The sequence below is a fragment of the Candidatus Stygibacter australis genome (assembly GCA_030765845.1).
GTDB classification, from domain to species: domain Bacteria; phylum Cloacimonadota; class Cloacimonadia; order Cloacimonadales; family TCS61; genus Stygibacter; species Stygibacter australis.
Genome location: JAVCDJ010000037.1, coordinates 12,776 through 25,981 on the forward strand (window position 1 = coordinate 12,776; position 13,206 = coordinate 25,981).

Consider the following 13,206-nt stretch of genomic DNA (forward strand, 5'->3'; position numbering starts at 1 on the left):
AAAGAAAAGTAATTTTTGGCAGAAAAAAATGCACACATCCATCATATATGTCAATTTTTGTGAAATTGACATATTCCCTGAAGGGGAATAACTATAATAGCCCCGGGTTTTCGTATTTCGACAACTCGGAGTCAAATTTACCACCTGCGTCTTCCCCTCCCCCAAACACCGGCGCAGCCGGTGTTTGGGGGAGGGGAAGTGGTTTTTGGCATCAACCCCAGGTAGTCACTTCGTGCCAACCTGGGGCTATTATTGTAAATCCCTTTCAGGGATAAACAATAATAAAAATTTGAACAGTCTCCAAAATCGAGGGATGTGTGATTGCAAAAAACCATGAATCCCCCTGTTTTTTATATATTCAGGGTATGTTTCTAATAGATAATTGACAAGATAAGTAAGACTTGCAGCGCTGATGGTACTCCGGGTGCTGCGAGAACTATGGGCAGTTATCTGTTGCTGTCTATGTATTTATTTTCAGCAGTTTTTTTATACGGAAGAATGGGTGATAGTGGTCGTCATCTGCGCCGCACCTGTGATTACACCGGCGCTGCACATATGACTTAGCAGCAGAAAATATTTTAATTTCGGGGGGATGCCAGATTGCAAAAAACATCTTGACAAAAATTAGAGTTAGCAAATATTATTGATATAGTAATTAATAGGTTTTTATATATAATGGTGAATAGGTTAAAATGGCGCAATAAGAATAGTAGAGATGTATTTTCTGATTGCTAAAAAAAAATCATTTTTTAAGATATTAAAAGAAAAGGTATTTTATGAACTTACAACGTTTGTATTTATTGCTTTTACTGCTGATATTTGTTCTTCCAGTTGTAGCAGCAGTTGGCTGGGATGTATCAGACCAGGTGCTGCTTTCTTCCATGGAAGAGGATTTAGGGCATATTGGAGAATGTATTTCCAGCCTGGTGTATCTTTCATCTATGAGTGAGGAGGAGAACCATGTTGGTATTGGAATATCAGAAATTATCTATTTATCGTCAATGGAGGAAGAGCTTAATATTGGTGAAGGAATTTCTGAGATGATTCTTTTAAGTTCTCTGCATTATGGCGATGTAGATAATAATACCGAGGTGGAAAGCTTTGATACTTCTTTGATTTTGCAATATGCAGTTGATCTAGATCCAGCACCAGAAGCACCTCTACCCTGGGAAAATTGGAGATTAACTGTAGCAGATGTGAGTGACGCTGGTTTTGTTGGAGCATACGATGCGGCGTTGATATTGCGCTATGTTCCCGGTTTAATTGATGTTTTTCCGGTTGAAGGCGAACCGGTAATTGATAGAGTCAGGGGACTATTAAAATGGAAGATTTCAAGATAGGTAATCGAATAATTGGTAATGCGCATAAGTGTTTTCTTATTGCAGAAGCAGGAGTAAATCATAACGGAGATTTGGAAACTGCCAGGAAATTGATAGATATTGCAGTTGATGCGGGTGCTGATGCTGTGAAATTTCAGACGTTTATTACTAAGAATTTATTGTTAAATGATATTGAAAAAGCACCATATCAGAAAGTGACATCTAAAAAAGATGAATCTCAAACTGAAATGATCAAACATTTAGAATTAGATAGGGATTTTCATCTCCAATTAGTCGATTACTGTTCAAAAAAGCAGATAATATTTTTATCCACACCTTACTGCTTAGAAAGTTTAGACTTACTGGTAGAGTTAGATGTTCCTGCAATAAAGATTGCCTCAACTGACGCCACTAATTTAATTTTTTTGGAGCAGGTAGCAAAATGCAAAAAACCAATTTTACTATCAACGGGGATGTGTTCTTTAGCTGAGATAGAGCAGGCATATCAGTGTTTGAAACAAAACGGTTGCCAGGACATTTCAATATTTAAATGCACTTCAAATTATCCAACAGAGGCTGTCGAAGTAAATTTAAGAGCAATTCTAACACTGAGAAATGCATTTGATGTAGTGATTGGTTTTTCAGATCATACTGAAGGAGTGGGAGCATCTCCTTATGCAGTCACAATGGGTGCAAAGATAATTGAGAAGCATTTTACAATTAGCAAAGATATGAAAGGACCTGATCATAAGGCTTCGCTAAATCCTGATGAATTACGGAAATGGGTGAAAGAAATTAGAAAGGTAGAGGTAATGCTGGGAAGCAAAAGTGTATATCCAACAGCAAGCGAACAGCTCAACAAAAATTATTTACAGAAAAACTTAGTGGCAAAATCGAGAATTGAGAAAGGTGAACTCCTTACCAAGGACAAGTTAGCAGCCAAAAGAACAGGTGGAATAGGTATAAGAGCAAATGCGTACAAAGAAATTATTGGGTCTCGTGCAACAAGGACTATCGATGAAAACCATCCAATAATGTGGAGTTACTTTCAGGACTAATGAAAGCAATTAAGAAGGATCTATTAATCTTAGGTGCTGGTGGTCATTCTCGTGTGCTCATCGATACAGCAGAGCTTTTAGGATATGTGGTTTTAGGAATAGTAGATGTAAATTATTATGGGCAGGAGGAACGAATATTGGGTTATCCTGTAATCGGAGATATATCTGCCTTATCTTCATATAGCGTAGAGACAACTGAAATAGTTATTGCATTCGGCGACAATGCTAAGCGCAGAGAGTATTTCACAAAGGTAAGAGAAATGGGTTTCAATGTACCTGCTTTAATACATCCTTCATCAGTTTTATCGAAATATGTAAAGCTGAAGGAAGGAGTGTTTATTAATGCAGGAGTAATAGTTAATGCATTGGCAGAAGTAGAGGAGAATAGCATAATCAATACAGGCTCGATTATTGAACATGAAGTAAAAATCGGAAAAAATAGCCATATTTGTCCTGGAGTGAGAATTGCTGGAAGAGTTATGATTGGTAATAATACTTTTGTTGGAACCGGTTCAACAATAATAGATAAGATCACAATTGGTGATAATGTAATAATTGGTGCTGGTTCGGTAGTAATCCGTGATATAAAATCCAACTCAAAGGTTGCTGGCATTCCGGCAAGAGAGTTGAAATGATATATCTCTCTACAGCATGTTCAAGTCATCATAAGATTAAGGATTCGATAATTGAAATGGCAAAATGTGGATTTAATCGAATTGAATTATCTGGCGGGACTGACTATTATCAAGGGATTTTTGCTGACTTAGTGAATCTCAAGAAAGAATTAAATCTTCATTTCCGGCTTCATAATTATTTTCCACCACCCCAAGAGCATTTTGTACTGAATTTAGCTTCTCTAAATGGAGAAATATTTCAAAGAACAATAAATCATTATCTAACTGCAATTGAAATGTCTCATGAATTAGGATGTAGTAAGTTAGGAATACATGCCGGATATTTAATTGACATTGAAAAAGAATATCTTGGTAAAACAATTTCAAATGCTGGAATTATCGACAAAGTTAAATCAATGGAACAATTTTGTGTGGGATGGAATATTTTGAAAGAAAGAGCAAATGGTTTGGAGTTATATATTGAGAATAATGTAATTTCCCAAAACAATTACAATAGCAATAGAAATTCAAATCCATTTATGCTGACAAATTATGAAGAATACAAAGAACTAAGAGCTTTGATAGATTTTCGACTACTACTTGATGTAGGACATCTATTTGTGAGCTCGAATACATTGGGATTAGATTTCAAAGAAGAATTAAATAATATGATAACTGAATCAGATTATTTACATATAAGTGATAATAATGGATTTTCAGACCAAAATAAAGGTTTAAATCCGCAGGGAATAATCTATTCGAATTTAAAAAAAATGAATTTAACCGGTAAGACAATCACATTAGAAATTTATGGTGATATGAATGAAGTGAGTAATAGTACTCAATTGCTGAGAGAGGATTTGTTGATATGAAAAAAGCATTAATAACGGGAGTTACAGGGCAAGATGGATCATATCTTGCCGAATTTCTATTAAATAAAGATTATGAAGTGCATGGTTTACGTAGGAGAACCAGCTCATATAATTTGGAAAATATAGCTCACTTAGAGCTTGATCCACATGAAAAGAATAAGAAATTTTATTTGCACTATGGTGATCTAACTGACTCAAGTAACTTAAATCGGATAATTGAGAAAGTAGAGCCGGATGAGATATATAATTTGGCAGCCCAGTCCCATGTACATGTTTCATTTCAGGTGCCAGAATATACAGCAGAAGTTGACGCTATCGGGACATTGAGATTGCTGGATGCAATTCGAGATACAGGAATTAATACAAAGTTTTATCAAGCATCAACGAGTGAATTGTTTGGTAAAGTGGTTGAGACACCACAGAGTGAGCAAACGCCATTTAATCCTCAGTCTCCGTATTCAATTGCGAAATTGTATGCGCATTGGATCACCAAAAATTATCGTGATGCTTATGATCTTTATGCTTGTAACGGGATACTATTTAATCATGAATCTCCACGGCGCGGAAGGTCATTTGTTACCCGCAAAATATCAACTTCAGTAGCACGAATTTATTATAAGAAGCAAAATAAAATGTATCTTGGAAACTTGAATTCACGAAGAGACTGGGGATATGCTCCAGACTATGTGGAGGCAATGTGGTTGATGTTACAGCAACAACAACCAGCTGATTATGTAATAGCATCAGGTACAAATCATTCCATCAGGGACTATGCGGAAGCAGCTTTTAAAATGATCAATATTGAAATTGCCTGGAGTGGGACTGGTATTGAAGAAAAAGGGATAAATAAAAAAACTGGTGAAACGCATGTTGAGATAGATCCATATTATTTTAGACCAACGGAAGTAGAAGTATTATTGGGAGATCCATCAAAGGCAATGCGCGAATTAGATTGGAAACCTAAAGTGAATTTTAATAAACTGGTTGAGATAATGGTAGAAGCTGATCTTGCCAGAGAGAAAGCATGATGATACCGATTGCGAAAGCCTGTTTATCTGGGAATGAGCGTAAGTATATAAATAATTGTATTGATACTCAGTGGATATCTTCATCAGGAAGCTATGTAACCCAGTTTGAAGAAGTCAATAGTAAATATTACGGTATGAAACATGCAATTGCAGTATCCAATGGAACCTCGGCATTACATTTAGCCCTAATTGCGTTAGGGATAGAAAAAGGTGATGAAGTAATTATTCCTGCATTTACTTTTGCAGCCACGATTAATGCGATTCTATACGTAGGAGCTACACCTGTAATGGTAGATGTTTATAAAGAGATCTGGACAATAGATGCTGAATTGTGCGAAAAAGCCATAACGAAAAGAACAAAAGCAATTATCCCTGTGCATATCTATGGACATCCTTGTAACATGGAAAAGTTGACTGAGATTACAAGAAAGCATGAGTTATTTCTTGTGGAGGATTGTGCTGAAGCCCATGGTGCGAAATATAAAGACAAAAAAGTTGGGTCTTTTGGCGATATCAGTTGTTTTTCGTTTTTTGGCAATAAAATAATAACTACTGGTGAAGGTGGGCTGTGTCTAACAAATTCAATGATTCTGAATGAGAAAATGAGAGTTTTACGCGATCATGGAATGAGTAAGAAAATCAGGTATTGGCATGAAAGAATTGGGTATAATTATAGAATGACCAATTTACAGGCATCCATAGGGGTTGCACAAATGGAAGAAATGGAGAACATATTAATCAAACGTGCTAATATTAAAAATTACTATAGACAATTATTAAAGAAAAAAGATTATATCGTATTGAAACCAGAAAATGAAATTATTGATAGTGTAAACTGGTTATTTTCATTTCTTATCGAAGGAGATGAAAATATTGAATTAAGTGTCATGCAGGATAAATTGCAAGTCAAAGGTATTGAAAGTAGAAGGTTATTTTATCCACTTTATCAAATGCCGCCTTATAAGGAATTTAATGTAAATTATCTTAAAAACACAGAAGAAATATCTAAGAAAGGGATTAGTTTACCAACTTTTAATGACCTTAAATATGAGGAAATTGATTACATCGTGAAATCATTTACGCAGATCATAGAGGAAAATTAGCATGGAAGTATTAGGAATAATTCCAGCAAGAGGCGGAAGCAAGGGAATTCCCGGAAAGAATATAAAGTTATTGTCAGATAAACCATTGATTGATTACTCAATAAAAGCAGCTCAAAATTCAAAGTTACTAAACAAATTTATTGTTTCCACTGATTCCGATGAGATTGCAAATATCTGCAAACTCAGTGGAGCAGAAGTTCCTTTTATACGACCTGAAGAATTTGCCAGAGATGATACACCTGATCGACCAATGATATTGCATGCATTAGAATACTTGAAGGAAAATCAGAATTATATTCCTGATATGGTTGTTTTACTAAGACCGACTACACCCTTTAAGACAGGAGCAATAATTGATGAGTGCATTACAAAGCTGTGTGAAAATAAAGAATATTCAAGTTTAAGAACAGTAACACAAACAGAGGGAGTTCATCATCCATATTGGATGTTTAGCAATAAAGATGGCTTTCTTAAAACATTCATAGATGGTATAAACTTAACCGAATATCATAGGAGACAACTTCTTCCGGAATGTTATCGGTTGAATGGAGTCGTTGATGTCTTAAGAACTGATAATTTACTGAAATATAATGATATATACGGTGATAAAGTAGGGTATATTAGCTTATCAGAATATGATTCAATTGACATAGATAACCAATTTGATTTTGATTTATGCGAATATATATTAAGAAATGTAAAAAGTAAAATCAGCGGACTTTGTCCGAATGTAAAATTGAAAATTGGTGAAGCTTACGCTTCATCTAAAACAAAAGTAAGAGAAGAGATAAATGAAAGTAGTAAAATTAAATATATTTAACAGAATGTTAAATCACCTGTTTTGTTGATAAAGCTATGATTTAAAACACCCAAAAGGTTTCAAGGAAAAAATGAATCGCTCAGGTTAGGTATTATTTAAAGAGGTTTAATGGTATTTTTAATATCAAACATAAAAATACCCAAAGCAAGGCATTTGGGTCAGCTCTGGTTTAGAGGAGATTTTATTTATTCAGAAAACTCAGCTAACATATTAGAGGGGCACATCCTGAAACCCGAGAAATTCAATATTAAAGATTTTTTATATAGCCATCTAAATAATGAGCAATGCGTGGGAATTGATACATTATTAAAAAGGAATTTTAATTATGAGTAAACAATTTAATATTGAGGATTTTTTAGCTTTTGAGATAAAGTATAAACTGTTTACTCGAAAGTATAAAAATTTACACTACTGGGCATATATCCGATTTATCCTTTATTATGAAATATATAGAGAAAAACATTCAATAGGTCCCAACCAGTCAAGCATATTTAACTATACAAAGCTCCAAAAAATATTTATTGTCATCAAAAATATTGGTTGGGCACTAATTCGCAATCCTTTTTTGTATAAGGGCAAAAGGGAGCTCTTGATCTTTAATCAGCAAAGACGGGTAATGCTTGGGCGAGAGTATGTTGACCCTCTGTTTGACACCTGGGTCAAGCAAGAAAAATCATTTTCATACGTGATGTTAGAGGATAATCATTTGGGAACGCATTTTCCCGTATCTGATAAAAATAATTTACTCTATCTTGATTACTTTATACTTCTAAGGAAAATAGTAAGAAGCTTTTTAAGAGTTAATACTACCAATTTAGCCAATGAAATATGTGATTTGATAGAATCTGAATTTTACGTAAAAATCAATAAGAAGCAATTGTCTTTTAAGCTGGATTCACTTTACGTGGAAAATCAATATCTGAGAGCTCTTTATAAAAAATTATTAGTAAGGTATATGCCAAGAGCCTTGCTCATTAATTGTTATTATAATTTTACAAAAATGATATTTATTGAATTAGCTCATGAAATGAAAATTCCTGTCATTGAATTTCAACACGGTTCAATGGGAAAGGAGCATTTAGCATATAACTATCCAGAGGACATAAGAATAAATTCTTTTCCTGACTATATATTTGTTTGGGCAAAGTTCTGGAAGGATATAACAAGATTTCCAATAGAGAAAGACAAAGTAATCGTTACAGGCTATCCCTTTTTCGAACAACGAATAATAGATGAAAAAGAAAAATTAAATAAGAAGACAAATATAAAACCGGTAATACTATTTATATCTCAAGGAACCATTGGCAAAGATTTAAGCAAAATAGCTGTTGAATTATTTTCTATGGAAAAAGAAAACTATGATATTATATATAAATTGCATCCAGGTGAATACCACCAATGGAGAAAAAAATATCCCTGGTTAGTTTCATCTGGAATCAAAGTTATTGATAACAGTAACAAAGATATTTATCAGTTTTTTTCTGAAATTGATATTCAGATCGGAGTATATTCTACTGCTTTGTTTGAGGGATTAGGGTTTGATTTATTAACAATCATAGTTCAATTACCTTTTTCAAGTTTGATGGAAGATGCTTATCAGCAGGGATATGTACTAAAAGCCAAAGACTGTTTTGACATTGTTGAAATACTTAAAAGCCAACAGAGGAAGAAGAAATTTACAGAAAACAAATTTTGGGAACCTGATAGTGTGAATAAGATCACTGAAAGCCTTCATGTGATACTCAATAATCAAAATGATAATCAATCATAATACGGAAAACATCAAATAACTATGATAAAAAAGATCAGGAGTTCCATCAAACAGTCTTTTTACTACGGGATCGGTAATGTCGCAGTTAAATTTGTGGGATTGATATTACTGCCGATATATTCCCGTAAGTTTGCTATTGAAACCTATGGCTTATTAGCTTTATTTGAAGTTTTTGCTGAAATTGTTATTGCGTTTTCATCTTTAGGAATTATGGGTGGATTTAACCGTTGGTATTGGGATCAAGATTGTCAAAGTAAACAGAAGTCTTTGTTTTTTACAACTCTGCTGTTTTCAATATCATCTACATCAATTTTTTTATTAGTTTCCTCCTGGATTATTTGCCATTATTCGATGCCGATATTTAGTGTTGAAATCGGTACTGGCTTGATGTTGATTTATTTAATCAATATATTCTTTCGTGTTATAGTGAATCGATTTTTGCAGCTATTGCAAATAAGACAATTAGTTAAAAAACAGACCAAATATGTATTGCTAAATATGGGAGTAGTACTAATAAGCACTTTATTTTTTATCTTGGTGCTTAACATGAATTTAGAAGGTATATTCTTAGGACAGATATGTGGAAACCTTATAGTTATTATTTTAATTCTTCCCACCATCTTAAGCGAGATGGAATTTAAAATTGAGTGGAAGCTCCTGAAAAAAATTATAGTTTATTCTTATCCTTTGGCAATTTCCGGTGTAATGTCAATAGTTATGACACTTAGTGATCGATTTATATTGAAGCATTTCTTTACTTTAGGAACAGTAGGACAATATTCGCTGGCATATAAGATTTCCAGCATGGTAAAATTATTTGTGGTGAGGTCATTTTTAAAGTCATACAGCTCTAAATATTATCTTGAAATAAATGATGAGATGCATAACAAGTTTTTCTACAAATCAGTTACTTATTTCACTTTTATATCTATATACAGTACTTTAGTTCTTTGTGTTCTAAGTGGATTGTTAATAAAGGTTTTACTTAATAACGAAAATTATATTGACTCACTAATTATTGTTCCATATTTATTGATCGGAATAGTGTTGGAAGGCATACGTGCCATGTTAACGATGCCGTTGATGAAACTAAATAAAACAAAAATTATTTCATTAGTTTCGATTGGTAGTGGATTGTTAAACGTAATATTGAATTTTTTGCTTATTCCCTTTATGGGATCAATTGGGGCGGCTTTAACAACTGCTATTTCTAAAGCAGTTGCTGTCACTATATTTTTGATCTACAATAGAAAGTATGGATATCGCGATTATGAGGTTGTCAAATACCTAAAAGCAATTTTTGTAGGTGCTGGATTGATCTATATCTGGATAATTATCCCTGAATTATGCATCTTTCTAAGAATTGTAATTGATCTGATTATACTTATTTTGTATCCGGTAATTTTAAATTTTATCGGTTTTTTTGAAAAAAGCGAGATAAAAATGATTAAACAATCTTATGTTAAATGGAGTAAGCTGTCTAATATTGTAGCTCATTTCAAAGGGAAATAAATTGCTTGCTGCAGTGTAATTACACAATAGTTAAGTTACAGCTTATTAAGCAGATAAGTTATTTTAGGGATTAAAGTACTTAATAATATTTTTGGAGCGCTTATATTTAAATGAAAAATTATCATAAATAGAGATGCTGGATACTGAGGGCTTAAGCCAAACAAATATAGCCAAATACCTATTTTTATCTAAAACAACAGTGATGAAAATGTATTTGAATTTAAGTCTCGTAGAAGTTAAATGGATACTGCTTTCCAAATCCAGACTAATTAAATTCGATATAGCTATAAATTTTATAAAATATGGATTTTCACGGATAGAATATATACCAGAGGTTATGAATTTGAAGTCCAGTAAATTGTATCCTCTTATTACTTTCAAAAATCATATTTAGCAATTTTTTCTTCATTGCAGGTAGAAATGCATGAAGTTTCTTTTCATATTTTTCCGACCGGTTATTTTCTAATATTAATTCACCCAATACGAATTGCTATAAATCCAGATTGCTATAGTAAATATACTACGAAGGGAAAAGTTTTGCTAATTTAAGAATAATTTTATTGCCAGTTATTTGGTATACTGATAAATTCGTAATGTTATTATATCCTTTTAGTTAGGGGTTTTTAAGAATATTGAAAAATAACATGGGAGTAAACAGATGAATAAAGAGAAAAAGGTGACATGGATTAGTCGATCTAAAAGTAAAAGTTTTATACACCAATGGAGAAATTTGCTGCTTTTTACACTGTGTTTTGTACTGATTTTAATTATCCTATTTCCTATGGCATTTAAAGGTTTGCGTCCAGGTGGCGTTGACGTATTGGGTTCCATAGGTTCATTACACCAGATACGTGAATATCATAAAAAAACCGGTGAAGACGTACTTTGGAATACTAATATATTTTCAGGGATGCCTATATATCATCGTAATAGCGGCAAAGCATTCAGTTTTGATTCCATTATACATCGTTATTTTGCCAAAATTATCTATTTGAATATCTGGCTTTATCTGGTGGGATTTATCGGCATGTTCTATTTGCTGAGATTTTTTAAGCTGAGCTGGTGGACTTCGGCTTTCTGTGCTTTGGGGTTTATTTTGATCCCACACTATATGTCCATACTCTCAATTGGTCATTTTCAGAAATTCCGCCCGGTAATGTATATGCCCTTAGTTATTTTCTTCTTTGTCAGTTTTATTAATAAAAAGAATCTGTTATGGCTGATCGGATTTATATTTAGTTTCTCAGTTCAAATTCGCACACATCATTATCAGGTGATATTTTACCAGATCATTATCCTGGTTTTTCTGGGTCTTTTTTATCTGATAAATCTGATCAGGGAAGGGAAAATAAATGTTTTAGTTAAAAAGATACTGCTGCTGATCCCAGCCTGCGTACTAATTATTGGTATGGTAGCTCAGCCATTATTCGTAGCAGGGGAATATACTCCATATTCCATTCGAGGAGGTACAGGAGAAGAGGGTTCCAGCGGATTGGATACAAGTTATGCAACCAGTTGGTCGATGCATCCGCTGGCGATTTTTAATTGGACAATGCCCCGCTTTTTTGGTGGTACTTCTCAGGAAACTTATGAAGGCGGTGCTGTACCTCAGCTTACAGGGAAGAAGATACCGGGTTACTGGGGTTATATGCCCTTCACGCAGACTTATGATTATATTGGGATAATCCTGGCATTTCTGGCACTCACGGGTTTGATAGCAAACTGGAAAAAGCCTGTTATCAAGCTATTCAGCGGATTATTTTTACTATGTCTGCTGCTTTCATTCGGCAGACATTTTCAGGCTTTCTATAATATATTTTTCTTGTATGTGCCGGCTTTTAATAAATTCCGAGTACCGGCAATGTTGCAGCTTGTAATGTTCCTGCTGACTGTTATTTATGCCGGTTTTGGACTGGAGAGTATCTTCAAGGGTGATATTAAGCTGAAAAAAACGATCATTATTGTAACGGTCTTATTAGTGCTTTCAGGATTAGTTCCCTATTTATTTGGTGGTTCATTTCAAATGATAAAGGGAGATGAAATTTCTCAGTACGGCGCTGACACTGCAGGATTGATTGCCTCAGCCCGTCTTGATATGATGCATTCTGACGGATTAAGATTGATTTTATACACTTTAGCCTGTGCCGTGATCACCTGGCTATTCCTTACTAAAAAGCTGAAGCCTGCACTATTTATGATAATACTTCTGGGTTTGATGTTATCAGATCAGGTGCCGTATATGATCAAAGCTGAGGGGGAATTGAATAATCCCAAAGCCTTGGAAAATTCACATTTTCGCATGACAAATACTGATAAGAAGTTATTACAGGATACAGGTTATTACCGTGTTTTTCCTCTTACGGAGAATCCCTTCAATTCCAATGATTATTCATATTATCATAATTCCATTGGTGGGTATAATGCAGCTAAACTAAGGATATATCAGGATATTATCGAATCATGTTTATATAAAGGAAGCGATCCTCAGTTGCCCTTGAACTGGAATATTCTCAAGATGCTGAATACTAAGTATATCATCAGTTCTCAGGCATTACCGGAAGATCATCTGATCCTGCATTATTATGACAAATCAAAGCAGATGATCACCTATTTGACAGATTTTGAAGCGAAACCAGCCTGGTTTGTGACAGAGTATGAGGTTAAGCCTGATAGAGAAGAGCGCTTTGATGCTCTAAATGATCCGCAATTTGATGCTTATCAAACAGCGATTCTGGAAGAAGATCCCGGGATAAATATTACAATGCCCAATGATAGTTCAATAGAGCTGGAAGAAGCATCTTATAATTATATAAAATACAAAGTTTCTCATGATGTCCCTGCTCTTTTTGTGGCTTCAGAAATATATTATCCTAAGGGCTGGAAATGCTATGTTGATGGAACGGAAGTGGCTATCTATAAAACGGATCACGTATTGCGTTCAGTATTTCTTGATCAGCCGGGTGAGCAGGAAGTGATCTTTAGATTTGAACCAGAAACATATCTGAGATACCTGGCTATTTCCCAAATATCTCACGCAATTGCCTGGTTACTGCTGGCGGGATTAACAGTATATTATATCATCCGGAAAAGGAAGAATAAAGTATCATAA

10 protein-coding genes are annotated in these 13,206 nt (G+C 34.0%); all 10 read left to right on the top strand.

Annotated elements, in window-relative coordinates; all coding sequences use genetic code 11:
• The first annotated feature begins 776 nt into the window (after nucleotides 1-776).
• The 10 genes from RAO94_02110 to RAO94_02155 all read left to right on the top strand — a co-directional run bounded on the left by RAO94_02110 (nucleotide 777) and on the right by RAO94_02155 (nucleotide 13,206).
• Nucleotides 777-1,340 carry a dockerin type I domain-containing protein gene (locus tag RAO94_02110; GenBank protein MDP8321125.1) on the top strand — a complete coding sequence of 188 codons (564 nt, stop codon included), beginning with the start codon at nucleotides 777-779 and terminating at the stop codon, nucleotides 1,338-1,340.
• Nucleotides 1,322-2,377, top strand: a complete 1,056-nt coding sequence (gene neuB, locus RAO94_02115) for an N-acetylneuraminate synthase (protein ID MDP8321126.1) — start codon at nucleotides 1,322-1,324, stop codon at nucleotides 2,375-2,377. The genes RAO94_02110 and neuB overlap by 19 nt, the downstream gene beginning before the upstream one ends.
• Nucleotides 2,377-3,012 (top strand): acetyltransferase, encoded by a 636-nt coding sequence (locus RAO94_02120; protein ID MDP8321127.1) that lies wholly within the window; start codon nucleotides 2,377-2,379, stop codon nucleotides 3,010-3,012. The genes neuB and RAO94_02120 overlap by 1 nt, the downstream gene beginning before the upstream one ends.
• Nucleotides 3,013-3,068: 56 nt before the next feature.
• On the top strand, nucleotides 3,069-3,863 hold the full coding sequence (locus tag RAO94_02125; protein MDP8321128.1) for a TIM barrel protein: 795 nt from the start codon (nucleotides 3,069-3,071) through the stop codon (nucleotides 3,861-3,863).
• The gene (gene gmd / locus RAO94_02130) at nucleotides 3,860-4,891 is read left to right on the top strand and encodes a GDP-mannose 4,6-dehydratase (GenBank protein MDP8321129.1); all 1,032 of its coding nucleotides are present in this window, start codon (nucleotides 3,860-3,862) and stop codon (nucleotides 4,889-4,891) included. Before RAO94_02125 ends, gmd begins: the two co-directional genes overlap by 4 nt.
• Nucleotides 4,888-5,994 carry a DegT/DnrJ/EryC1/StrS family aminotransferase gene (locus RAO94_02135; protein ID MDP8321130.1) on the top strand — a complete coding sequence of 369 codons (1,107 nt, stop codon included), beginning with the start codon at nucleotides 4,888-4,890 and terminating at the stop codon, nucleotides 5,992-5,994. Before gmd ends, RAO94_02135 begins: the two co-directional genes overlap by 4 nt.
• Before the next feature lies 1 nt (nucleotide 5,995).
• Nucleotides 5,996-6,814 (top strand): acylneuraminate cytidylyltransferase family protein, encoded by an 819-nt coding sequence (locus RAO94_02140; protein MDP8321131.1) that lies wholly within the window; start codon nucleotides 5,996-5,998, stop codon nucleotides 6,812-6,814.
• A 325-nt stretch (nucleotides 6,815-7,139) separates the two neighbouring features.
• Nucleotides 7,140-8,585, top strand: a complete 1,446-nt coding sequence (locus tag RAO94_02145; protein MDP8321132.1) for a hypothetical protein — start codon at nucleotides 7,140-7,142, stop codon at nucleotides 8,583-8,585.
• Between the two features lie 21 nt (nucleotides 8,586-8,606).
• Entirely contained in the window at nucleotides 8,607-10,097 is a 1,491-nt protein-coding gene (locus RAO94_02150) for a polysaccharide biosynthesis C-terminal domain-containing protein (GenBank protein MDP8321133.1), read from the top strand.
• 781 nt (nucleotides 10,098-10,878) lie between these two features.
• Nucleotides 10,879-13,206, top strand: coding sequence for a hypothetical protein (locus RAO94_02155; GenBank protein ID MDP8321134.1), 2,328 nt, complete (start codon nucleotides 10,879-10,881; stop codon nucleotides 13,204-13,206).